General features: G+C 60.2%; 20 protein-coding genes and 1 tRNA gene. 16 read left to right on the forward strand and 5 right to left on the reverse strand.

Annotated elements, in window-relative coordinates; translation table 11 throughout:
• Positions 1-9: 9 nt before the first annotated feature.
• On the forward strand, positions 10-1,062 hold the full coding sequence (locus tag LJD29_RS02090; protein ID WP_446744101.1) for an LLM class flavin-dependent oxidoreductase: 1,053 nt from the start codon (positions 10-12) through the stop codon (positions 1,060-1,062).
• Here the strand turns inward: LJD29_RS02090 and LJD29_RS02095 are convergent.
• On the reverse strand, positions 1,046-2,647 hold the full coding sequence (locus LJD29_RS02095; protein WP_446744102.1) for a DUF8728 domain-containing protein: 1,602 nt from the start codon (positions 2,645-2,647) through the stop codon (positions 1,046-1,048). The genes LJD29_RS02090 and LJD29_RS02095 overlap by 17 nt on opposite strands.
• 138 nt (positions 2,648-2,785) lie before the next feature.
• Here LJD29_RS02095 and hppD point away from each other — a divergent pair, with 138 nt between their 5' ends.
• Positions 2,786-3,883: a 4-hydroxyphenylpyruvate dioxygenase gene (gene hppD, locus LJD29_RS02100; RefSeq protein ID WP_446744103.1), complete on the forward strand. Its 1,098-nt coding sequence runs from the start codon at positions 2,786-2,788 to the stop codon at positions 3,881-3,883.
• A gap of 6 nt (positions 3,884-3,889) precedes the next feature.
• Here hppD and LJD29_RS02105 read toward each other — a convergent pair whose 3' ends face one another.
• The 3 genes from LJD29_RS02105 to LJD29_RS02115 form a co-directional block, all read right to left on the reverse strand.
• Positions 3,890-4,072: a hypothetical protein gene (locus tag LJD29_RS02105; protein ID WP_446744104.1), complete on the reverse strand. Its 183-nt coding sequence runs from the start codon at positions 4,070-4,072 to the stop codon at positions 3,890-3,892.
• A 76-nt stretch (positions 4,073-4,148) separates the two neighbouring features.
• A complete protein-coding gene (locus LJD29_RS02110; RefSeq protein ID WP_446744105.1) occupies positions 4,149-4,862 on the reverse strand; it encodes a hypothetical protein in 714 nt (237 codons plus the stop codon).
• 5 nt (positions 4,863-4,867) lie between these two features.
• Positions 4,868-5,539, reverse strand: a complete 672-nt coding sequence (locus tag LJD29_RS02115; RefSeq protein WP_446744106.1) for an HAD-IA family hydrolase — start codon at positions 5,537-5,539, stop codon at positions 4,868-4,870.
• Between the two features lie 82 nt (positions 5,540-5,621).
• On the opposite strand from LJD29_RS02115, the gene LJD29_RS02120 reads away from it, so the two are divergent.
• The 10 genes from LJD29_RS02120 to LJD29_RS02165 all read left to right on the forward strand — a co-directional run bounded on the left by LJD29_RS02120 (position 5,622) and on the right by LJD29_RS02165 (position 19,935).
• Positions 5,622-7,538 (forward strand): CocE/NonD family hydrolase, encoded by a 1,917-nt coding sequence (locus LJD29_RS02120; RefSeq protein WP_446744107.1) that lies wholly within the window; start codon positions 5,622-5,624, stop codon positions 7,536-7,538.
• Between the two features lie 123 nt (positions 7,539-7,661).
• Positions 7,662-9,086 carry an esterase-like activity of phytase family protein gene (locus LJD29_RS02125; protein ID WP_446744108.1) on the forward strand — a complete coding sequence of 475 codons (1,425 nt, stop codon included), beginning with the start codon at positions 7,662-7,664 and terminating at the stop codon, positions 9,084-9,086.
• 315 nt (positions 9,087-9,401) lie between these two features.
• Complete coding sequence (locus LJD29_RS02130; RefSeq protein WP_446744109.1) at positions 9,402-10,748, forward strand: Gfo/Idh/MocA family protein; 1,347 nt, start codon at positions 9,402-9,404, stop codon at positions 10,746-10,748.
• A 193-nt stretch (positions 10,749-10,941) separates the two neighbouring features.
• Positions 10,942-11,820 carry an STAS domain-containing protein gene (locus LJD29_RS02135; RefSeq protein ID WP_446744110.1) on the forward strand — a complete coding sequence of 293 codons (879 nt, stop codon included), beginning with the start codon at positions 10,942-10,944 and terminating at the stop codon, positions 11,818-11,820.
• Positions 11,820-12,215 carry an STAS domain-containing protein gene (locus LJD29_RS02140; RefSeq protein WP_446744111.1) on the forward strand — a complete coding sequence of 132 codons (396 nt, stop codon included), beginning with the start codon at positions 11,820-11,822 and terminating at the stop codon, positions 12,213-12,215. The genes LJD29_RS02135 and LJD29_RS02140 overlap by 1 nt, the downstream gene beginning before the upstream one ends.
• Positions 12,190-12,600 carry an anti-sigma regulatory factor gene (locus tag LJD29_RS02145; RefSeq protein WP_446744112.1) on the forward strand — a complete coding sequence of 137 codons (411 nt, stop codon included), beginning with the start codon at positions 12,190-12,192 and terminating at the stop codon, positions 12,598-12,600. Before LJD29_RS02140 ends, LJD29_RS02145 begins: the two co-directional genes overlap by 26 nt.
• On the forward strand, positions 12,600-13,607 hold the full coding sequence (locus tag LJD29_RS02150; protein ID WP_446744113.1) for a SpoIIE family protein phosphatase: 1,008 nt from the start codon (positions 12,600-12,602) through the stop codon (positions 13,605-13,607). The genes LJD29_RS02145 and LJD29_RS02150 overlap by 1 nt, the downstream gene beginning before the upstream one ends.
• Before the next feature lie 68 nt (positions 13,608-13,675).
• Positions 13,676-15,742: an ATP-binding protein gene (locus LJD29_RS02155; RefSeq protein WP_446744114.1), complete on the forward strand. Its 2,067-nt coding sequence runs from the start codon at positions 13,676-13,678 to the stop codon at positions 15,740-15,742.
• Entirely contained in the window at positions 15,739-17,193 is a 1,455-nt protein-coding gene (locus tag LJD29_RS02160; protein ID WP_446744115.1) for an ATP-binding response regulator, read from the forward strand. The genes LJD29_RS02155 and LJD29_RS02160 overlap by 4 nt, the downstream gene beginning before the upstream one ends.
• A gap of 90 nt (positions 17,194-17,283) precedes the next feature.
• On the forward strand, positions 17,284-19,935 hold the full coding sequence (locus LJD29_RS02165) for a M14 family metallopeptidase (protein WP_446744116.1): 2,652 nt from the start codon (positions 17,284-17,286) through the stop codon (positions 19,933-19,935).
• Here LJD29_RS02165 and LJD29_RS02170 read toward each other — a convergent pair.
• The gene (locus tag LJD29_RS02170; RefSeq protein ID WP_446744117.1) at positions 19,932-20,921 is read right to left on the reverse strand and encodes a hypothetical protein; all 990 of its coding nucleotides are present in this window, start codon (positions 20,919-20,921) and stop codon (positions 19,932-19,934) included. The genes LJD29_RS02165 and LJD29_RS02170 overlap by 4 nt on opposite strands.
• A 246-nt stretch (positions 20,922-21,167) precedes the next feature.
• On the opposite strand from LJD29_RS02170, the gene LJD29_RS02175 reads away from it, so the two are divergent.
• From LJD29_RS02175 to LJD29_RS02190, 4 genes are all read left to right on the forward strand, one after another.
• Positions 21,168-21,872 (forward strand): HAD family hydrolase, encoded by a 705-nt coding sequence (locus tag LJD29_RS02175; RefSeq protein WP_446744118.1) that lies wholly within the window; start codon positions 21,168-21,170, stop codon positions 21,870-21,872.
• 69 nt (positions 21,873-21,941) lie between these two features.
• Positions 21,942-22,025: transfer RNA gene (locus LJD29_RS02180), tRNA-Leu, on the forward strand.
• Between the two features lie 47 nt (positions 22,026-22,072).
• Positions 22,073-22,366, forward strand: a complete 294-nt coding sequence (gene secG, locus LJD29_RS02185; protein WP_446744119.1) for a preprotein translocase subunit SecG — start codon at positions 22,073-22,075, stop codon at positions 22,364-22,366.
• Positions 22,367-22,500: 134 nt separating this feature from the next.
• Positions 22,501-23,091 (forward strand): carbonic anhydrase, encoded by a 591-nt coding sequence (locus LJD29_RS02190; protein WP_446744120.1) that lies wholly within the window; start codon positions 22,501-22,503, stop codon positions 23,089-23,091.
• Positions 23,092-23,255: the final 164 nt, after the last annotated feature.

Consider the following 23,255-nt stretch of genomic DNA (forward strand, 5'->3'; position numbering starts at 1 on the left):
CTAGTAGATATGCCCAATCACGAAACAGTCTCCCGCCTTGAGACCACCCCGCTCTCGATTCTCGACCTTGCACACATCCGCCGCGGCGGCACCGCTGCCGATGCCTTTCGCGAATCGCTCGACCTGGCGCAGCATGCTGAGCAGTGGGGATACAAGCGTTTCTGGCTGGCCGAGCACCACAATATCTCCGGAGTGGCGTCTTCGGCGACTGCGGTGCTGATTGCGCATGTCGCCCAGGGAACAAGCTCGATCCGTGTCGGCTCGGGCGGCATCATGCTGCCGAACCACGCTCCGCTGGTGATCGCCGAGCAGTTCGGGACGCTCGAAACGCTCTTTCCCGGACGCATCGACCTCGGACTGGGACGCGCCCCCGGCGGTGACTTCGCCGTGATGCGGGCACTCCGCAAAAGCATGCAGGGCGGTGGACATGAAGATTTCCCGGCCATGCTCGAAGAGTTGCGCGGCTATCTTGCCGAAGCACAGGCCGGCCAACTGGTCACGGCCGTTCCCGGAGTCGGCACCAATATTCCGATCTGGCTTCTCGGCTCAAGCGGCTTCAGCGCCGCCCTTGCCGCCGAACTAGGCCTGCCCTTTGCCTTTGCCGGACATTTCCAACCGGACAACCTGCTGCCGGCGCTCGATATCTACAGGCGCAGCTTCAAGCCGTCGGCGATTCTCGACCGTCCTCATGCCATGACAGGCGTGCCGGTGATCGTGGCCGAAACAGATGAGGAAGCCCAGTATCTTGCCAGCACGCCCCAGCAGATGTTCCTGAACCTGATTCGCAACCATCCCGGTCCGTTGCCGCCACCCGTCCGCGAGATCCAGTGGAGCGACGCCGAAGAGGATGCAGTCGGCTCGCGCTTCCGCGCAGCCATCTTCGGAAGCCCGGAAACGGTGCGTGCAAAATTCGAGAACTTCCTCAAGCTTACTCAGGTGGATGAAGCCATCGTTGTGACTCCGCTCTATGAGCATGCGGCGCGTCTACGCTCTTACGAATTGCTTGCCGGCCTGGCCGGATTGAGCAGGCCGCAGGAAGCCGCGCTTACGGCTCAGTCGTAACGCGAATCGCCTGCTCCATCGCCAGCGACTGCGGCGGACCGACAGCATGGTTGGCCGCAAGCACGCGGGTGATGGCGTCATGCTGGGGCGCGTCGCGACGCACGAACCAGCATTCCCGGTCTCCCTGCCCATACTGCCAGTGCATACGCTGGCGGTGATATTCCGACCCGTACGACAGCAGCCATAATTCGTAACCGTCGCCAGTCGCACCGATGGTCAGGTTGCGCGTCATGTGCTTCCAGGTGCGTCCTGCAAAGGCGGCAGGCCAGTCTGGTTGAACGAGACAGCTTTCATCCGGATCGGGATGAAGGACGACGATCTCCGGGCGAAGATGCGTTACGTCGTCCGGCTGGATGAATCGATGCGCGAACTCGGCTGTATTCAGCCCCCAGGCATCGTAAACCGTCCAGCCGGAGTAGTACGGCAAGAACCCTGCTTCGGTCACGAGCATGCTGCCTGGCTGCGGCAGTTTCCCTAACTCGGTGGCAATCTGCTTCACGTTCGTGAACTGCTCATCGCGAAAAGTTCTCAGTTCACGCGACAGAGGCATGGCAAAGAGCACCAGCCAGGCAACGAACGCAACGCGGAGGGCCTGCACCTTGCGCGGGCCGAAGCTCTGCCAGTTGAGAGCAAGCAGCAGTGCAGTCGCCAGCGGCAGGTAATAGTAGAAGCGGAAGCCTACATTCTGATCGAGCCGCATGGCCCAATAGAACATCGTGGGCACCAGCACCAGGCTCACCAGCAGGCGGCGATTCCAGCCCTCACGCCAGCGCACAAACGGCACCAGAACAACGGCTCCGAAAGCCAGAAAACTAAGGCTTCGCCGCACTGACTGAATCACCACCAGCCCGAGCGTACGCGGCGTAGTTCCCTTTACCAGGAAAGGCAGCGGGAACAGCCCCCCGAAGTAGTGCCAGCGCCAGAGAAAATACGTAACACCCGGCAGCACAAACCACAGCAGAACAGCAGGCACCGCGCGCCGGTTTTGCAAAATAAGAAACAGCAGCAGTGGCAAAACGAAGACCACGCCGTCCGGACGCATAAGGCACAGCACCAGTGCAGCCAGGGAGGCCGCGGCCGGGCGCTCGCGAACGGTAAACATCACCAGAAGGCTCAACAGCAGCGCATCCGGCAGCACCGCAAACCCAAAGGCTGCAGCAAAGATCTGCGGAAACAAAGCCGCCGCACCGGTAACGGCCAGCAGGCCACCGGCAGTGGCTCGCACGCCTGCCAGCCGGGCCAGCACAAGCCCCAGCAGCAACAGGCACACGATGTTAGACAGCGCACAGAACCAAAAGGGAGCAACGCCGATCTTCTGCGCCGCGGCCACCATGATCATCCATGCGAAGTCAGTTGCGCCCTCGGCATGCGGACCGTAGGTGAGAAAAGTAATCGCTCCATGCTGCGCGAGGTTACGACTGTACTGCAGCAGGATGACCGCATCCTCGGAAGGGAGAAAAAAATGTGGAGTGATCGCAAGGCAGATCAGAGCAATGACTCCGTATAGCTGCAACAGCAAAAGCATCGTGCGATCAATGACTTTCAGACCGTTCGCGCGCAACTGATTTTCATCCCCTGCGATCAACTGCTCTCCTGCCTGACTAAGGTACCGAAAATACAACCCCGGTTTGTGGCCAAACTTCCTCTTCAGGGTATATGGTGATCTGTCGCATTGCGCCATATTCGCTGCAAGAGAGCGTCATGCGTCAACGGAGTTTTGTAGATGCGTTCCACCCTGTTGCATCCGGAAGTCACCACCGAAAAAAACTTTCTCTCCCCCCAAGGCACAGATTTCATCGAGTTCTATGCAGGCAACGCACGGCAGGCGGCGTTCTACTACCGCTCGGCATTTGGCATGTGCATTGTTGCGTATTCCGGCCCTGAAACCGGGCAGCTTGATCGCGTCTCTTATGTGCTTCAGCAGGGCGCGGTCCGCTTCGTCATCACTGGAACGCTTCGCGCCGATGACGAGATCGCACACCATGTTCATCGCCACGGAGACAGCGTCGCCAATATTGCCTTCACTGTCGAGGACGCCCGCCAGAGCTGGAAGGAAACCATCCGTCGCGGGGCGCGCAGCGTGCATGAGCCGCACGAACTGCGGGACGAGTTTGGCTCCGTAAAGACCGCATCCATTGCCGCATTCGGCGAAACGATACATACCTTCGTCGAGCGTTCGAACTATGATGGCCCATTCCTGCCCGGATACCAGGCGCTTGAAGTGGATTCCGAGGATCAGGTCGCACCGCTCACCGCCGTCGATCACATCTCCGCTGACGTGGGGTGGAATGAGAAGAACCGCTGGGTCGATTTCTACGCCACCAGCATGGGTTTTTCGCCCTACCTGCAGAACACCGTGTTCAGGCCGGCATCGACAACTCCCCGCATCATGGCCGACGGTGCAGGCAACGTAAAGATCTCCATCAGCGAGCCGGTCGAGGGCCCCTCGCGTTCGCATGTCGAGGAATATCTCGAGTACAACCACGGCGCAGGCGTACAGCACATCGCACTTGCCACCGGAGACATCCTCACGACGGTCAAAGAAATGCGCGGCCGCGGTGTCGAATTCCTCAGGGTCAGTGACGCATATTACGAAACGCTGAACCGGCAGCCGGCCGGCATCGAAGAGTCCATCGAGGAGCTGCGACAGAACCACATTCTTGCGGAAGCCGATGAAGAAGGGTATGTGCTGCAGGCCTTCACGCGTCCCATAGAAGACAGGCCGACGCTGATCTTCGAAATCATCCAGCGAAAGGGCAGCAGGGGGTTTGGGCGGGAGGACAGTGACGCCCTCTTCCAAGCCATTACCAACGAAAAGTAACCGAAATTATTCGTCGGAATCGAGCGAAGGGTCTGCATTGATGCGCTTGCGCGCGTAATGCAGACTCGGCGAAGAGGTCATCAGCCGCTGACGGCGGCGATGGCGGCGGAACATCAGCAGAACACGCCCGAGCAGGACAAGAACCACGCAGGCTACAACGATCGTCGCATACAGTGCAGTGTGGTTCATTCTGGCCCCTTGCTCTTCATTTTAACCGTATTCAAAGGCAAAAATATCACCCGGGCAGGTAACGGAAGTACAACGGTCAGTCGGCGACCATCAGCTCACCCGGCAGAATCGGGCGCGTTCTGGGCAATTGCCCCAGCGCAGCCAGGATCCCCATCATAACCAGCACGCCCGAATAGACGGCCAGCTTCACGATGTCGGTCATGTGCGTCCGGGGCAGCGTCTTCCAAAGTACCAGCAGAACGACCTGTCCGGCTGTTACCGCCCAGACCGTTCCGTAGAAATAGCGGCGCTCCCAGCCCTCGCCCTTCGTGGATCGCCGCACGCGCGGCAGCACTCCGAAGAGGCCGAGCAGGATCACGGTAATGCAGATAGGCGTGTATCCATGCGCATAGATCTGCTTCAGGTACCACTTGCCGGTCACGATCGCCACCGCCAGGCCGATCCAGTTCAGGATGGCGAAGTTCAGCAGTGCATTCCAGGCAAAGGTGTAGCAGACGCGGCGGTAGAGCGGATTCGGACGGTCCTCGGTGAAACGAAGGATGTAAGGTGCAGGCTCGGAGCCCGGCAGCTGCCCGCAGAGGGCGGCGATGCCTGTCCCGAGGAGCACCACGCCCAGCCAGATGAGGTTGCCTACACTGCCGCCATGCTCGAAGAGCGCGAAGGTCATGGGACCCGGCGCGAGAAAGAAAACCCAGATCCAGATGGGCCAGTGCGCTGCGCGGTAATAGCGTTTGTTGCGCGTGCGCATTTTGCGCGCGTCGGCGTATTCCACTTTCACGGAGTAGGCCATGGTCGTTAGTCGGCCATTACGCCGCGTGCAACTGGCTCAAACTCCAGCTCGAGCGTGTCGCCGACAACGGTGAAGGTCACATCTTCGAGCGAATTCACGATCCAGTCTGCAGCAGCCAGCGCATCGACGGAATGCGAGAAGAGCGTCGCCAGCACCTTGCAACCGGCGGCCTGCCCAGCCTTCGCGCCCGAGCCGGAGTCCTCGATTACCAGGCACTCTTCAGGACGCAGCCCCAGCAGCTCCGCGCCGCGAATATACGGCTCCGGATGAGGCTTGCCGTTCGTGACCATGTCCGCGGTAATGATGTGCTCGGGCCTGGCGATGCCCGCGTGCGCGAGGCGCGCTTCGGTCAGGCGTCGGGTCGCCGAGGTCACAATCGTCCAGAAGCGCTGCGGCAGCAGCTCGAGCAGGTTTTCAATACCCGCAAGCACCTTCAGATCATCCATGTCGGCGACCTCAAGGTCTTCGATTACCTTGAGTTCGTCCAGGTCGTCCAGGTCAGGACGCAGGAACCTCACCGTCTCGATGGCGCGCTTGCCGTGAGCCGTCTTAATGGCCGTGGCGGCGTCGACGCCGCGCATCTCTCCCCACTTCGCCCAGCTGCGCTCGACCGAACCCAGCGAGCTGATCAGAACCCCATCCATGTCAAAAAGAATGCCGCGGATCGAAACCTTCATGCCTCCAGATTAGCAGCTACCCACCGGCCGCCCAGCATTTATGCTGATTCGATATACCTGCTGCCCTGCTCGAGGAGAACGCATGAGTCATCCCCGCCATCTGGCCCGCTGCCTTGCCGCAGCCACCCTTGCCCTCACCTTTATCGGCTCCGCAGCCATCGGGCAGGAAGCCGATATCCCCTCCAAATTCACCGCTCCGCGCGAAGGCTATGACTACATCAAGCGCGTGGAGATGGTGCCCATGCGCGACGGCGTGAAGCTTTACACCGTGATCGTGATCCCGAAGAACGCCACGCACGCGCCGATCCTGCTGACGCGCACGCCCTACAACGCCGCCGGACGCGCCGCCCGCAACGAATCTCCGCACATGCTCGATGAGCTGCCGCAGGGCGATGACGTCTTCGTCCAGGCCGGATACATCCGCGTCTTCCAGGATGTTCGCGGCAAGTACGGCTCTGAAGGGAAGTATTTAATGACGCCACCTCCGCGCGGCCCGCTCAACGCGAGCAACGTCGACGACACCACCGACGCCTACGACACCATCGACTGGCTGGTGAAGAACATCTCGCAGACCAACGGCAAAGTCGGCATGCTCGGCTCATCGTACGAAGGCTTCACCGTCGTGATGGCGCTCATAGATCCGCACCCGGCGCTCAAGGTCGCCGCGCCCGAAAGCCCAATGGTCGATGGCTGGATGGGCGACGACTGGTTCCACTACGGAGCCTTCCGCCAGCCCAACCTCGACTACTTCATCGGGCAGACTGCAAAGCAGGGTAAGGGCGAGAACATTCCCCGCGAGGGCCTCGACGACTACACCAACTTCCTGCGCGTCGGCTCTGCCGGAGACTTCGCCCGCCGCGGCGGTCTCGACCAGCTTCCCTTCTGGAAGAAGGTCGAAGCGCATCCTGCTTACGACGAGTTCTGGCAGGGTCAGGCGCTCGATCACATCATGGCCAAGGTGCCGCTGAAGGTTCCAACCATGTGGCTGCAGGGTCTATGGGACCAGGAAGATATGTGGGGCGCGATCCACAGCTACGAGGCCGTCGAACCCAAGGATACCCACAACGACAGGAACTACCTCGTGATGGGTCCATGGCGTCACAGCCAGGTCAACTACGACGGCTACTCGCTCGGGCCGCTGCTCTGGGATGGCAACACGACCTATCAGTTTCGCCGCGACGTGCTGCTTCCCTTCTTCAACCAATATCTTCTGGATGGAGCACCCAAAGCGGACACGCCGCCCGTCTTCATCTACAACACCGGCGAAAATCACTGGGACAAGCTGAAGTCCTGGCCACTGAGCTGCGATGGCAAGTGCGAGCACAAGCCGAAGCCGCTGTATCTCTCGGCTGACGGAGCGCTCTCCTTCGACGCTCCTGCTGACGGCACAGTCAAGTTCGATGAATATGTCTCGGACCCTGCGAAGCCTGTTCCCTATCGTCCGCGCCCGGTGATCTCGAGCGACGGCGCAGCCTGGCAGCAGTGGCTGGTCGACGACCAGCGCTTCGTCGACGGACGCCCCGACGTGCTCACCTACATCAGCGAACCGCTGACCAGGCCGCTGCGGCTGAGCGGACGCCCCGAGGTCAACCTTTATGCGTCTACATCCGGGACCGACAGCGACTGGGTAGTGAAGCTGATCGACGTCTATCCGGACACTGTGCCGTCGCAGCCGAACATGGGCGGCTATGAGCTGCCCATCTCGCTCGACATCTTCCGCGGCCGCTACCGCGAGAGCTTTGAGCATCCCGAGGCCATCGCCGCCGGCAAGCCGCTGCTCTATAAGTTCGGCCTGCCCACCGTGAACCACGTCATCAAGCCCGGACACCGCATCATGGTGCAGGTGCAGTCGTCGCTCTTCCCGCTCTACGACCGCAATCCGCAGACGTACGTTCCGAACATCTTCGATGCGAAGCCTGCCGACTATCAGAAGGCCACGCAGCGCGTCTGGCATACACCCGGTACGGCGAGCTTCATCAGCCTGCCTGTAGTCCCGTAATCCGAATGGCTGCGGCGGCGGCCGTCGCAGCCATTCACGGAAAATTCACGAGCGAAAGCCCATTCCTTTAAGACTCCTGAACGCTTGCCTCCTTACAATCGCGCGTCAGGAGGAAATACCCACGTGAAACGTACCCCCAACGCTCTGCTTCCCGCTGCTGCTGTATTTTCCGTACTCTCCCTCGGCCTGATGAATGCACCGGCCGCCCATGCCCAGACGCTTCCCCTGATCGCCGTTGGCACCCTCGACCAGTCCCGCGCCGGTTCCTTTGCCGATCTCTCCGGCCTCAAGTACACGCTGGAAAATGGTGTGCCCGCGAACAACTTGGGCGGCTTCGGTTCAGCCATTGCCTACGCGTCGGGAAACACCTTCCTCGCGCTGCCTGATCGCGGCCCCAATGCGGTGTCGTTCAACTCTGCGATCGACGATACGGTCAGCTACGTGAACCGCTTCCACACGATCACGATGAACCTTTCGCCGAACAAGAGCGGCAGCGGACTGCCTTACACGCTCACTCCCGAGCTGCGGGAAACGACGTTGCTCTGGAGCCTGTCGCCGCTCGTCTATGGCAGCGGTGAAGGCCTCGACGTGGGCTCGGGTGCGCCCAAGATCAACAACTACTTCCAGCATTTCTTTACCGGGCGCTCAGACAACTTCAACCCCAAGCGCAACTCGGGCGATCCCAACGATGCCCGTTTCGATTCGGAAGGCATGCGGCTCTCGAATGACGGGCGCAAGGTTTACATCTCCGACGAATACGGCCCATACGTCTACGAGTTCGATCGCGCCACGGGACTGCGCCTGCGCTCCTTCAAGCTGCCGAAGGCGTTCTACGTGACGAATCTCAGCCCGGTGGGTGACACCGAAATTGCCGACAACGCCATCGGCCGCACCGCCAACAAGGGCATGGAAGGCCTGGCGATCACCCCCGACGGCCGCACGCTGGTAGGCATCATGCAGAACGCCCTCATCCAGGACGCGAACGAGGGTGGCGATGCGGCAAACCTGCTGCGCCTTGTCACCATCGACATCGCTTCCGGACGCGTGACACACCAGTTCGGCTACCTGCTGACCAAGGGCAGCGGAGTCAGCGAAATGGTCGCGCTCAACAATCACGAGTTCCTAGTCGATGAGCGCGACGGCCACGGCCGCGCCGACGCCAGCAACGCCAAGGTCAAGCAGCTCTTCAAGATCGATCTTGACAAGGCAACCGACATCGGCGAGATGGACGGAACGACTGCCGCCCAGCACACCGTGGCCAAGACCCTCTTCGTCGATCTCGTGAAGTCGATGGAGGCAGGCGGATTCTCAGCGGCTGAGATTCCGGCAAAGATCGAAGGCGTAGCCTTCGGAGCGGATCTCAAGGAAGGCAAGTCGACCGTTCACACCCTCTGGATCGCCAACGACAACGACTTCCTCGAAACGGTTCTGGATGCGAACGGCAACACCATCGCCAACCCGAACCAGTTCTTCGTCTTCACCTTTACTGACGCCGACCTCGGCGGCTCAAAGTTCGTGCCGCAGGACTTCGACCGCTCCTGCCGGTAGTTCATCCCCTTCACGAAAGACCGGGTGCCCCACGTCTCGATTCTGAGACGTGGGCTCCGCTCCGGCCATCGCTTGTATCCCCATTCCCCCGGGAACTCAAAGCCCACCTCTTCTGTTAGCCTTGGTGCGAAGTTTCCTGGCGCTTATTCCCGCCGTCTAACTTCCACCCCAACGGAGTCAGGACTGCCTTGAAGAGAACCGTACCCCTGCTTGTCATCTCGTCCCTGCCCGCAATGCCGACAAATCCACAAAAATCCAGCGCAGCACACCGGTCGAACGGCCGCGTGAAGTAGCGCACCCAAGGAGAACCAAAGAATGTCCACACTCAATCGCAGAACATTCATGAAGTCGGCCAGCGCGCTTGCCGCTGCATCCCTCGGCGGAGCTCATCTCGACGCCGTCGCACAGGCCGAGAAGCCCGTCGCCGCAAACGACCATATTCAGCTCGCGCTGATCGGCGCAGGCATCCAGGGCCAGGGCGACACCAGCGTCGCCGTGCAGGTTCCAGGTGTGAAACTCGTCGCCGTGGCTGACTGCTACCAGGGCCGTCTCGACCACGCCAAGGAGCGCTGGGGCGACGACCTGTTCACCACGAAACACTACGAGGAGATCCTTGCCCGCAAGGACATTGACGCCGTCCTGATCGCCACGCCCGACCACTGGCACAAGCAGGCGGCCGTCGACGCCATGAAGGCCGGCAAGGACGTGTACTGCGAAAAGCCGATGATCCACCTCTACTCCGATGGGCCGGAGATCATCGAGACCGCCCGCTCCACCAAGCGCATCATCCAGATCGGCAGCCAGCGCGTCAGCAATGTGCTCTACGCCAAGGCCAAGGAGCTGATCGCCTCGGGAGCCATCGGCAAGGTCAACTCTGTTTCGGCCTACTGGGACCGCAACTCCTCGATGGGCGCATGGAACTACACCATTCCCCTCGACGCCGACACCGAGACCTGCGACTGGCCGCGCTTCCTGGGCACTGCGCCGAAGATTCCCTTCAACGCCGAGCACTTCTTCCAGTGGCGCAAGTGGAAGGCCTACGGCAGCGGCGTGGCAGGCGATCTCTTCGTCCACCTCTTCAGCGGCACGCACTTCATCATGGGAGTGAACGGCCCCACCCGCGCCATGGCTACCGGCGGCCTGCGCTTCTGGAAAGATGGCCGTGACGTTCCTGACGTGATGTTCGCGCTCTTCGATTACCCCGAGGACTTCAACCTGTCCCTACACGTGAACTTTGTCGACGGCGGCGAGGAAGGCGAAGGGTTCACCTTCAGCGGCGACGAAGGCACGCTCCAGATCGCTGGCGATGCTGTGATTGTGAGCCGCGTGCCCCAGTCCAAAGACCCGGGACTCGTCATCGGAACCTACACCAACGCCATGCAGGAAAAGCTCATGGCCGAGCACGACAAGAAGTACCCGAAGACGCACGACTTCACGGCCACCGATTCCTATGAGCGGTTCACCGTGCCGCGCGGATACAGCGACAGTTACGACCACTTCCGCAACTTCTTCGCTTCGGTGCGCAGCCGCCAGCCCGTTGTCGAGGACGCTGTCTTTGGCTTCCGCGCCGCAGGCGCAGCACTGCTCGCCAACCGCAGCTACGACAAGGACGCCATCGTCCACTGGGATCCGGAAAAGATGGAGATCAAGGAACGCGCGTAACACCTGCCGTCGCAGCCGGAACCTCCCCGGTCCGGCTGCGCCGCATCAGGCACAGATGCAGCCGCTATGTCGCTCATGTGACAGAAGCCGTCTCGAATCAGGGCTTTCGCCGGTCTCCTTCGGCTTTCCTGCTAGAATCTACTGGTTTGCGGCGAATATTTTCGTCTCTTCAAAATTCCGAGGGAAATCGTACATGAGTCAGTTATTGGAGGCGATCCGTTCCAACCGCGACGCCGTTCTGAACGAATGGCTAAAGAACATGCGTGAGGGCATCAGCAGGCGTGACCTGATCGATGACGCCGAGGTCTCCGAACAGGCTACCCGCATGCTCGACGCGATCATCGCGGTCACGGATGAGTCGCGGATCGCAAATCTGGCCGGCTCCGAATGGCAGCCGATCAAGGAAATGCTGGCGGATCTCTCGGTTTCCCGCGCCGTGCAGGGATTCACTCCCTCCGAAACGGCGCTCTTCGTGCTTTCCCTGAAACCTGTGCTTTTCCAGCTCATTCGCGAGCGCTGGGGCAATAAGGCGGGCGAACTGTTTGCCGAGATCACCATCGCCGACAACTTCATCGACCGCCTGGCTCTTCACACTACCGACAGCTACATCGCGGGACGCGACCAGGTCATCGGCCGCCAGCAGGAAGAGATGCTCGAGCTGTCGACGCCAGTGGTCACCTTATGGGATGGTATCGTCGCGCTGCCACTGATCGGCACCCTCGACAGCGCGCGCACCCAGGTAGTGATGGAGTCGCTGCTCCAGGCCATCGTCCGTACCAACTCGCGCTTCGCGATCATCGATATCACCGGCGTTCCCACTGTGGACACCCTGGTGGCGCAGCATCTTCTCAAGACCATCACCGCGGCCAAGCTCATGGGCGCCGAATGCATCCTGAGCGGCATCCGCCCGCAGATTGCACAGACGATCGTGCACCTGGGCATCAATCTTGAAGAGGTTGTGACCAAGGCCAAGCTGGCCGACGCTTTCCGGCTCGCTCTCGAACGCAGCAACCGCCGCGTAACGCGCACGAACTCCGCCACGCCTGCCGCGGCACCGGCCCAGGAACGCTGATGGATCGCATTCCCATTCTTCGCATGGGGCCGTTCCTGCTTGTCACCATCCAGGTGGACATGCATGACAAGCTGGCCCTGACGCTGCAGGACGACCTGACCAGCCGTATCAGCGATGTCGGTGCACGAGGCGTTCTCATCGACATTTCCTCGCTTGAGATCGTCGATTCCTTCATCGGGCGCACACTGGCCAACATTGCCTCCATGTCCCGCGTACTCGACGCCGAAACTGTAGTTGTCGGCATGCAGCCCGCGGTGGCTATTACGCTCGTAGAGCTGGGAATGTCACTTCCCGGCATCCGCACCGCGCTCAATGTCGAACTCGGCATGGAATATCTGCGGCAAAACACAATTGTTGAGGGGTCCGGGGATGGCTGGGACGGTTCTGAAGACTGAAGCAGTCCCTGTCAGGTCCGACGCCGATGTTGTCATGGTCCGCCAGCGTGTGCGCGCCTGGGTCAACGAGATGCAGTTCAGCCTCGTCGACCAGACGAAGATCGTGACGGCAGCCAGCGAGCTTGCGCGTAATACGCTCGAACATGGCAAGGGCGGCAAGCTCGATATCTCCATGCTGCAGAACGGATACCGTAAAGGTATCCAGCTGGTGTTCAGTGACGATGGACCGGGCATTCCCGATGTCCGGCTCGCCCTCACCGATGGCTACACCACGGGCTCCGGAATGGGACTGGGACTCAGCGGCAGCAAGCGCCTGATGAACGAGTTCTACATTCAGACCGAAGTCAACCGCGGAACAACTGTAAGCTGCATCCGATGGAAGTGATGCTCCCCCGGAACCACGCTATTCCCATCACCGCGGCAGACGCGACGCAGGTCGGTCAGGCTCGCCGCCAGGCCGCCTTACTCGGCCAGGCGATCGGTATGGACGAGTTGCGCCTTGGCGAGCTTGGTATTGTCGTCACCGAAGCCGCACGCAATCTTGCCGTACACGCCAAGGCGGGCGAGATTGTCCTGTCTCCATGGGAGTTTGAGCGGTCCACCGGCATCGATATATTCGCGCTTGACCGGGCTGCCGGTATCGCCGACATCAACGATGCCATGCGGGACGGCTACTCCACCGCCGGAACCGCAGGCGAGGGCCTGGGCGCCATGCAGCGGCTCGCCTCGACCTTGCAGATCTTCTCGCAACCGGGGCATGGCACCGCGCTGTTCGCCCGCCTGCTCCGCGACACGAACGAAGGAGCCCAGCCTGATCCTTATAAGGCTGCCTGCATCTGCGTCCCATATCCCGGCGAGCACGTCTGCGGTGACGCCTGGAGCGCCGTTCATACGGCCGACCGGAGCGTCTACATCGTGGCCGACGGCCTGGGCCACGGTCCCCTTGCCGCCGATGCCTCGCAAGAGGCGATCCGGGTGTTTCACGAGGTAGCTGACCGCCAACCGGAGGGCATTCTCGCAGCCATCCATCTCGCGCTCTCCAAGACTCGCGGCGCCGCCGTGGCTGTCGCAGAGATTTTGCCCAAGGCCCGTGTTCTCAATTTCGCCGGTGCGGGAAATATCGCCGGTGTGATCTACTCCGAAGGAAAGACGCGGAGCATGGTTTCGATGAACGGAACCGTGGGCCACACGGTGGCTCGCTTCCAGCAATTCGCGTACGAGTGGGCTCAGAAGTCGACGCTGATCATGCATTCCGATGGGATCGCCACCCGCTGGAACCTCGACCAGTATCCGGGAATAGCCATGCGCCACCCCGGAATGACCGCCGCGCTGCTGTACCGCGACTTTGCGCGAGGACGCGACGATGCAACCGTGCTGGTTTCCCGCCTGTGAACAAAGAAATGACTGACGTGCAGCAATTCCAGATTCTCTCTCTTCGTCTCCGCACTGAAAAATCGGTTGTGGAAGCACGTCAGCGCGCCCGTGAAATCGCTGCACTGCTGGGCTTTGACAACCAGGAACAGATTCGCCTGGCTACCGCCACCTCCGAGATTGCGCGCAATGCCTTCCGTTACGCAACCGGCGGATCTGTCAGCTTCACCCTGCGCGTCTCCGATCGCCAGCTGTTTGTCATATCGATCACCGACGAAGGCCCCGGCATCGCCCAGCTCGATCTCGTCTTGAACGGGCAGTATGTTTCAACGACTGGCCTGGGCAAGGGCATCAGCGGCACGCGCCGCCTGATGGACCACTTTGAGATCTCGACCTCGCCGCAGGGAACGCGGGTTGAAACCGGGAAGACGCTTCCGGCCTCTGCCGCACGGTACAACGCCACCCGCATCCGCCAGCTTATCGCCCGGTTGAAGAAAAGTTCCGATGAAGATGCGCTGACCGAGCTGGAACGCCTGAACCAGGACCTGCTAAGAACGCTCTCCGAACTGCGCGAAAAACAGGAGATTCTCGATCAGCTCAATCGCGAGCTCGAAGACACCAATCGCGGGGTGGTCGCTCTCTATGCCGAGCTCGACCAGCGCGCAACCGACCTTCGCCGTATCTCCGACCTCAAGACCAGCTTTCTTTCGAACCTTTCGCACGAATTCCGCACTCCCCTGAACTCGATCGCCTCGCTCTGCCGCCTTCTGCTGGGCCGCGCGGATGGCGCTCTCACGTCTGAGCAGGAAAAGCAGGTTACATACATCCAGCACTCGGCTGGCGACCTGTCGGAGCTGGTCAACGACCTGCTCGATCTCACCAAGGTCGAAGCCGGCAAAACGGACGTGAAACCGCGCAAGTTCGCGGTTGAAGACCTCTTCGGAGCGCTGCGCGGTGTGCTTAAACCGCTGCTCAACGACAAGAACGTCGATCTTCTCTTCGAGCCCGGACGCAACCTTCCTCAGCTCTTTACCGACGAGGGCAAGCTGTCACAGATCCTGCGCAACCTGGTCTCAAATGCCCTGAAATTCACGCTCAAAGGAAGCGTCACGGTAACGGCAGCCGCCGGGCCGAACAATCACATCGTCTTCCGCGTGCAGGACACCGGTATCGGTATCGCCCGCGAAGACCTCGAGCGCATCTTTGAGGAATTCGTCCAGATCGAGAACGATGTCCAGGGCCAGGTCAAAGGCACCGGGCTGGGCCTGCCGCTCTCACGCCGGCTCGCGGAGCTGCTCGGTGGAACCCTCGACGTAGAGAGCATTCCCGGCAAGGGCTCTACCTTTACGGTGAAACTCCCCATCTACTACAACACCGCGCAGGACAAGGCCGCGCTTCGCGAAGCAAACAGCGAGGCAACCGGCGGCACCATCCTCTTTATCGAGGACAATCGCGAAACCATCTTTATCCATGAGTCGCTGCTCAAGGACTCGAACTACCGGCTGGTTTTCGCTGTCGATATCGGCGAAGCCCGCGCCACCATCGAACACGCAGCACCCTCTCTCATCGTGCTCGACCGCCTGCTGCATAACGTAGACTCGCTCTTCTATATCGGCGAGTTACGAGAAAAGGGATTCGCCGGGCCAATCCTTGTCCTTAGCGTCGTGGACGACTCCCATGCCGCGCTCCATGCCGGGGCCACCGCTTTTCTCGCAAAGCCGATCGAGCCCTTTACCCTGATCAACACGATCCATGAGCTGGTCAACAAGCAGCTCTCCAGGCGCATCCTTCTGGTCGACGATGATGAGGTAACGCGTTACCTGCTCGGCGGCGCCCTTTCCAAGATGGGTTTTCGCGTTCTGGAAGCGCGCAATGGCCGAGACGCCCTGCGCGTTATCCGCACCACGTTTCCGGACGTCATTTTCCTGGATATCGTGATGTCCGGCCTGAACGGCCTGGAAGTTCTCCGTGAAATCAGAAGTACGCCCGCCACTCAGGCAATCCCTGTGATCATTCACTCATCCAAGGAGCTTGAGGCGGAAGAATTGAAGCAGATTGAAGGCATGAAAGCCCTGGTATACCCCAAGCGCCCGATCGAGGATGGAACCGATGCCAAGCTCAGGCAGATCCTCGACCTCGCCGGGGTTCGGCAGTGACGTTTGAACCACAGACAATCCTGTTAGTTGATGACCGGCCGGCCAGTCGATACACGATCGCGCACCCGCTTCTCCGCGCGGGCTACAAGGTGGTAGAGGCTTCGAGCGGCCGCGAGGCGCTGGAACTTGCCAACAAGCTGCCCGCCGTCATCCTCCTCGATGTACGGCTGCCCGACATCGTTGGATACGAGGTCTGCCGGCGCATCAAGGCGAATCCGCATACCTGCCGCATCCCCGTCCTGCAGCTTTCCGCGGCCTTCATGAACAACGAGAGCAAGGTGTACGCGATCGAAAGCGGCGCGGATGCCTACATGACCCAGCCGGTCGACCCCGGCGTACTGGTGGCGACGGTCAAATCGCTCTCCCGCCTGCACGACGCGGAGAATCAGGCCAGTCTCGCGGCGCGCCAGTGGCAGGCGACCTTTGACGCTCTCAACGAAGGCATCGCGCTCATAGGTCCCAAAGGCATCATCGATCGCTGTAACCGCGCCATGACGGAGATTCTCGGCCAGTCCTACGGAGAGATTGAGGGACATCCCTCCTCGCAGCTGATCCGCGAGCGCCTCGGCGTACCGGCGTGGCCGGCTGGTGACTCCCTCACCGGCGAAACCGGTGTGGACGGGCGTTACTTCCGATACAGCCTCGACCCCATCCTGCTGGATAGCTCTCCTATCGGCAGCATCTTCATCCTCTCTGAGATCACCGACCAGCGGCGAGCAGAGGCAGCGCTGCTCTCGAGCGAACGGCTGGCGGCAACCGGCCGCATGGCCCATACCATTGCCCACGAGATCAACAATCCGCTCGAGGCGATTACCAATCTGCTCTACCTGCTGCAGCATCAGACGGACGATCCGGAAAAAACCGCTTCCTACCTCGCAACCGCCCAGAAGGAGCTGGCTCGCGTCTCCCGCATTACCCGCCAGATTCTCTCCTTCAACCGCGAGTCTTCGATGCCGGTTCCGGTCAGCCTGTCCGAGACCATCGAGGACGTGCTCGCGCTCAACAACCGCTCCATCGTCGACAAGGCGCTACGCCTCGAAAAGAAATGGGACGAAACCCTCCATATCGAGGGATTCCCGGCGCAGCTTCGGCAGGTCTTCACGAACATCATTCGCAATTCCATTGAGGCCTCGAGGAACGACGGCGCTCTCCACATTCGCATCTCGAAATCGACCCTCACCCGTGACGGCGGCAAAGAGGCTTGCCGTGTCACCATCTGCGATGTAGGCAGCGGTATCCGCCCCCAGGACCTGCCGCGCATCTTCGACGCCTTCTTTACGACAAAGGATCTCAAGGGCTCAGGAGTCGGCCTATGGCTCAGCTCGACGATTATCAATGAACATGGAGGGCGTATCCAGGTCCGCAGCAGCGTCCGTCCAGGCCGCTCCGGCACCTGTATCTCTGTGATTCTGCCCTGCGCCTCGGTGGCAAAGCAGGCAAAACAGGCCTGACCGGTTGCGCGCTTCATTCCGCATTGCGAATTCGCGGAACTTGATGCGACGATAATCCATTACCCGAGCAATTCTGCCTTCCGAGGAAACATGGATCTTCGCCGTATCCGCAAAGCTCTGCTCTTCTTGTCTCTTTCCGCCGCCGGATTCGTCACCGCCACTGCACAGATTCCCACACCCGTCTCCGTGCTTGGCCACAATCCCGGGGATGACTACTACCTGGCCGACTACGACGATGCCATCCGCTACTTCCATGCCCTCGCGGCCAGCTCCAATCGCATCAAGATGTTCAAGGTTGGCAAGACCACGCGCGGTGAGGAGTTTGAGATCGCCGTCATCTCTTCGCCTGAAAATCTCGCCCGCTTGGACGAATACAAGGCCAACTCGCGCAAGCTGGCCGACTCCCGAGGACTGACCGATACGCAGGCTCATGAGCTGGCCCGCAACAGCAAGATCATCGTGCACATCGACGGCGGACTGCACTCGAATGAAGTCGCCGGCGGACAGCACTCCATCCAGCTTGCCTACAAACTGGTTTCTGCCCAGAACGACCCTGAAATCGATTCCATCCTGAACAACGTGATCCTTGTGCTTTGGCCAACCATCAATCCCGATGGCCAGAACATGGTCGCGCACTGGTACCGCAAGAACCTCGGCACGCAGTACGAAGTCAGCCCCATGCCTGAGCTCTTTCAGGAGTACGTGGGCCACGACAACAACCGCGACGGCTACATGCAGAACATGCTCGAGTCGCAGGTGGTCACCCGCGTTGAGATGGAGTACAGCCCTGCCATCTTCTACTGCCAGCACCAGACCGCGCCCTTCCCTGCCCGCATCTGGATTCCGCCCTTCGCCGACCCCATCTCCTCGAACATCAGCCCTTACATGCGCAGCTGGCTGAACGTGATCGGCGTGAATATGTCCGCCGCTCTGCAGGAGCAGCACATGCCCGGCGCGATCTCGCAGACGCGCTTCGATAACTGGTATCCGGGATTCCTCGATTTCACGCACGTCTTCCGCAACGAGATCTCGTTCTTCACCGAGACTGCGCTCTATCGCTACGCGACTCCACGCTTCTACACCGTCGACGAATTTCCGGCAGAGTACCAGGACCTGAAAGCGCTCACGCTCTACACCGACCCCTGGCAGGGCGGATGGTGGCGTCTCGGCGATGCTGTGCGCTACATGATTGCCGGATCGATGTCCGTCCTCGATACCGCCTCGAAGTATCACGAACAGCTGCTCTACAACCGCTGGCAGGCAGCACATGACAATATCCAGCACTACAGCAGCAACGCACCGTATGCCTATGTGCTGCCCAATCCGCAGGCAGACACGCCCGAGGCTGCGCTGCTGGCGCAGAAGATGCTCGACAACGGCATCGAGGTGCACCGCGCCGCGAAGGAGTTCGAAGCAAACGGTGTGAAGTATCCGGCTGGCTCATGGGTCATCCTGATGGATCAACCATTCTCGGGCCTTGTCCGCGAGCTCTTCGAAGCGCAGCACTATCCGCAGGCCATTCTCGACGGCAATGCCAAGCCGGTCGATCTTCCCTACGACGTCACAGGCTGGACGCTGCCTATGCAGATGGGCGTGAAGGTCGATGCTGTTACCGATCCCGTAGAAGACGCCCAGCGCGCCAACCTTGAGCGGGTGAACAGGATCGAAACGCCGAAGTCCGCGGTCGAGGGCGCCGGCCCGGTCTATGCCCTTAGCCACAAGCCCAACGCCAGCTTCGAGGCAGTCAATGACATCCTCGCAGCAGGCGGAAACGTCGGGTTCTCACGCGAAGCAGTAGACACTTCCGAAGGACCGGAGCTTGGCGCCTTCCTCGTCTCCGGCATCGGCCACGCCAGCCTGCTCCCAATCGTCGAAAAATACGGCCTCGTAGCGACTTCCGTACGTGGCGGCGAATCGCTGCCCATCCACAAGGCTCGCGTCGGACTCTACCGGCCATGGCAGCCCTCGATCGACGAAGGCTGGACCCGCTGGATCCTGGAGAAGTATGGATTCGCACCCGAAAGCATCTACAACGCCGGCATGAAGGCAGGCAATCTGCGGGCGCGCTACGACACCATCATTCTGCCCGATCTGACAAAGTCGCAGCTGCTGGACGGCTTCAAGCCCGGCATCGTCCCCAGCGAATACGCAGGAGGCATCGACTCCGAAGGCGTCAGCGCGCTGCGCAATTTCGTACAGCAGGGCGGCAATCTCATCGCCTTCAACCAGACTTCTTCAGCGCTGATCGACCTGCTCGGGCTGCCGGTAAGGAATATTCTCGCCGGTCTCAAGAGCGACCAGTTCTTCTGCTCGGGAGCGTTGCTGCAGGTCGATCTGAAAGATCTGCCCTCACGACCGGCTCTTTACGGGCTGAAGAAAGATCCCATCGTCATGTTCGAGAAGGGACCGGCCTTTGCGCCCGCCCCCGGCTTCGAGGGTGAGATTCTCGCCAGCTATCCGAAAACCAATCCACTCGAAAGCGGCGTGCTCATCCATCCGGACAAGATCGAGGGCATGGCTGCAGCCGTTGAGCTCGCTTACGGCAAGGGCCACATCTTTCTCTACGGATTCAAGCCGCAGTGGCGCGGTCAGTCGCACGGCAGCTACAAGTTCTTCATGAACGAGCTGTACCGCTTCGATGAGCCGGCCATTCAGCGACTGCCAGAGGTGAAGATCTCGGCCAACCTGCCGAACATCCCCGCCAGCGCCGGGCAGGACGACGATGACGACGGCCGCCGTTAGGGCTCTTTGAAACCAGCCCCTGCCGGGATCACCTGCGCCGTGCCTGTTGCGGACTGCGCAGGTCCTTCAGGCTTCGTCGCCGCCTGCTCGTCACCCTCCCCAAAGTGAACAACAGAGGACGGATCGAAAACGGCAGCATGCAGATCGGGATGGAAACGTCCGTCGCCCAGATAGGTCGCCACCAGCACCCCGGCAACCACCGGATGCAGCGCGGCGATCGGCAGCACATACTTCTTCGACCTCACAACCGACTCCACCACACCGTCTACAGACTTGCTGCGCGGAATGCTTCCCGGCACCTGCGGAATCACGAACGCCTTTGATTCCAGCTCCGGATGCCGCTTGCCGTACTTCGTCAGCGAACGGGCGACCTGTTTCGGAGTAACCAGGCCGATGTCCGCGATAAAGTTCCGGTGGACGGAATGCGGATAGTAGTAATTCAGCACGTCCTCTGAAAAGTTGGCGCAGTTCTCAAAGAGCAGGTTGAAGTGGCTTTTGTTTTCACGGCCATTGAAGTCTGCAATCAGCGCTTCATCCTGCAGCGTCGTCGTCTGCTCGGCAAAGCCATAAATACGCCGGTCATAGCTTGCTCCTATGAGCTGAATCCACTCGCCGCCGGGTATCTCCTTTTTGGGGTCGTCAGGAGCCAGCGCCATCAGGTGCTCCCTCCGGTACGCATCACGCAGCTTGCGTTCCAGCTTCAGGTCCGCCGTCGCAGGAATCTCTTCCGGCGACTCCACCGCGTAAAGATAAGGAATCAGGGGAATCGCCAGCCAGTCGTAACCCGCGATCCGGTGATAGCGGCTGAGCACGACTCCGTATTCACCAGCCCTGCAGAGGCGCAGCTCGGTTGGGGTATCGGCGCAAACGCCGCTTAGATAGACCGATGCGTGTCCGGTGGGATTGACGGCGCCAAAAGTGCCGAAGGGTTCCGCCAGCAGGAGAGCCGCTTCACTGGCATGCGCCCGCCTGGTCCCGCAAAGCAACGCACTGCAAATAAAAACGGATAAAGCCCAAAAGGATGTGCTGCGTTTTCTAATAGTTTTGTTCTTTCGCGGCAATTACTGGCGTTTTAGCCAGGGTAACGATTCCTTTAAAACGAAAATGGCACACAGGATTTAACCCGGATATTTCATAAAAGACGTCCTCCGCACCCGAAAACGCTGCTTATAGGCCAAAAATGACCACAATTATTTCGCCAGTGTTGGCGGGTTTGCTAGGCTTCTTGGGATATGGCGACCGCTCATTCAAGACAAACGCTGTTGATCGATGCCGACGACACGCTCTGGGAAAACAATATCTATTTCGAGCGTGCCATTGCCGATTTCATTTCCTACCTGAACCACCACAGGTATACCCCGGAAGAAGTTCGCATCCGGTTGAACGAAGTGGAGCACGCCAACACCCAGGCTCACGGTTACGGAGTCGCTAGCTTCTCCCGGGCCTTGATCACGACCTTCGAGCAGCTCTCCATCGAGCCAATCACTCCGGACAAGCACGAACGCATCGTGGGATTCGCCCGTCAGATTGCCGAACAGCAGATTGAGCTTATCGACGGAGTTGCGGAAACCCTCCCGCATCTCGCCTCACGTCATCAGCTGATCCTCACCACGAAGGGCAATCCGGACGAGCAGGCGTTGAAGCTCACCGAATCCGGCCTCGCGCAGCACTTCAAGCATGTGGAAATCCTGCGGGAAAAGAACGTAGACGCCTATCGAGAACTGCAGGCTCGCCACCAGCTGAATGCACAGAAAACGTGGATGATCGGCAACAGCCCACGCTCCGATATCAACCCCGCGCTCGCCGCCGGGCTGCACGCCATCTTCATCCACCACCCCAGCACCTGGGTACTGGAGCACGAAACCATCAGCGCCGCGCCCCATGGCCAGACCCTTTTGCAGCTTGAGAATTTCGCCGAACTGGCTGCCCATTTCTAGGCCGGCCGCGGCCGCGCGCAGGTAGGAAATTTCCTGCTATACTCTTCGAAGGACAAAGGTTCACCGACTGCGGAAGTGGTGAAATGGCAGACACACCATCTTGAGGGGGTGGCGCCGAGAGGCATGGGGGTTCAAGTCCCCCCTTCCGCACCAACCGTCCATCCAATTTCAATGAGGGATTCCCTCAGAAAAGCGCTTCGATGATTTACCTTTTCATTGCTGTTCACGTGATCGTTTGTCTCTTCCTGATCGGCGTCATCCTGCTGCAGCAGGGTAAGAGTGCCGACCTGGCGGGTGCCTTTGGCGGCCAGGGCTCACAGACAGCCTTCGGTCCCCGTTCGGCAGCCAACCTGCTCACCCGCATGACCACCTGGGCAGCAGTTATCTTCATGTTCACTTCTATCGGCCTCACCATCCTGATGCAGAGGGCTTCAACCCATCAGCACTCGGTTCTCTCCGGCAGCTCCACGCAGAGCACCCCGGCCAAGAAGTAGTATTTGCATATCAGTAAAGTCAAAAAGCAGCCTTTCGAGGCTGCTTTTTTCATGCGGTATGATGGCTACCGCTTGGAAGCATCATAATCCTCATTCCTGCCGGCCATGCCGAGCTTTCATGGAGATACCCAGACATGCTGAAGGCTGAAAACGTTTCCACCCCCGAAGACGCACTGGCAACCCTGCTGGAAGGCAACAAGAGGTATGCCAACAACGACCTCACCAGCCTCGAAGCGGATCTGCAGGTGCTTAAAAGCCGCACCGTCGACAAGCAGGAGCCCTTTGCCGCCGTCCTCTCCTGCGCTGACTCCCGCGTGCCGGTGGAACTGCTCTTCGACCAGAGCATCGGCCACATCTTCGTCACCCGCGTCGCCGGCAACATGATCACGCCCGAGATCATCGGCAGCCTTGAATACGGCGCTGCCGTCCTTGGAACCAAGGTGATTCTCGTCATGGGCCACGGCGGCTGCGGCGCGGTTACAGCGACCATGCAGGCGCAGGATGTTCCCGGACAGATCAGCTCTCTCTTCCGCCACATTCAGCCCGCTGTCGACAAGCACCCGAACGACCTCGAAGCCGCCATCAAGGCCAATGCAGTCATGCAGGCCGCGCTGCTCAGCAAATCTTCGACGGTGATCTCCGGCCTGATCAAGAAGGGCAAGCTGAAGGTCGTTGCCGGATATTACGACCTGGCCAGCGGCACGGTCGCCCTGCTCGAATTCTGAAACCATTCATGGCGGCGGAAGCATTAAAAAATCCCCTGCTTTCGCCACCCCATCAAACAGTTTCCTGGTAAATCCTTCATTCCAAGACCATTACAAAAGTCTTACACCCGCGCGGCCGGTGATGCTGTTACGTTCATGGAAACACCACCCCACGACGGAGTAGT

This window comes from Silvibacterium acidisoli (assembly GCA_022870745.1).
GTDB lineage: Bacteria > Acidobacteriota > Terriglobia > Terriglobales > Acidobacteriaceae > Silvibacterium.

Bases quoted from the DNA above. Each gene is read 5' to 3' on its own strand.
- LJD29_RS02090 (WP_446744101.1), top strand. From the start codon at position 10: ATGCCCAATCACGAAACAGTCTCCCGCCTTGAGACCACCCCGCTCTCG.
- hppD (WP_446744103.1), top strand. From the start codon at position 2,786: ATGCGTTCCACCCTGTTGCATCCGGAAGTCACCACCGAAAAAAACTTT.
- LJD29_RS02105 (WP_446744104.1), bottom strand. From the start codon at position 4,072: ATGAACCACACTGCACTGTATGCGACGATCGTTGTAGCCTGCGTGGTT.
- LJD29_RS02110 (WP_446744105.1), bottom strand. From the start codon at position 4,862: ATGGCCTACTCCGTGAAAGTGGAATACGCCGACGCGCGCAAAATGCGC.
- LJD29_RS02115 (WP_446744106.1), bottom strand. From the start codon at position 5,539: ATGAAGGTTTCGATCCGCGGCATTCTTTTTGACATGGATGGGGTTCTG.
- LJD29_RS02120 (WP_446744107.1), top strand. From the start codon at position 5,622: ATGAGTCATCCCCGCCATCTGGCCCGCTGCCTTGCCGCAGCCACCCTT.
- LJD29_RS02130 (WP_446744109.1), top strand. From the start codon at position 9,402: ATGTCCACACTCAATCGCAGAACATTCATGAAGTCGGCCAGCGCGCTT.
- LJD29_RS02135 (WP_446744110.1), top strand. From the start codon at position 10,942: ATGAGTCAGTTATTGGAGGCGATCCGTTCCAACCGCGACGCCGTTCTG.
- LJD29_RS02140 (WP_446744111.1), top strand. From the start codon at position 11,820: ATGGATCGCATTCCCATTCTTCGCATGGGGCCGTTCCTGCTTGTCACC.
- LJD29_RS02145 (WP_446744112.1), top strand. From the start codon at position 12,190: ATGGCTGGGACGGTTCTGAAGACTGAAGCAGTCCCTGTCAGGTCCGAC.
- LJD29_RS02150 (WP_446744113.1), top strand. From the start codon at position 12,600: ATGCTCCCCCGGAACCACGCTATTCCCATCACCGCGGCAGACGCGACG.
- LJD29_RS02165 (WP_446744116.1), top strand. From the start codon at position 17,284: ATGGATCTTCGCCGTATCCGCAAAGCTCTGCTCTTCTTGTCTCTTTCC.
- LJD29_RS02175 (WP_446744118.1), top strand. From the start codon at position 21,168: ATGGCGACCGCTCATTCAAGACAAACGCTGTTGATCGATGCCGACGAC.
- secG (WP_446744119.1), top strand. From the start codon at position 22,073: ATGATTTACCTTTTCATTGCTGTTCACGTGATCGTTTGTCTCTTCCTG.
- LJD29_RS02190 (WP_446744120.1), top strand. From the start codon at position 22,501: ATGCTGAAGGCTGAAAACGTTTCCACCCCCGAAGACGCACTGGCAACC.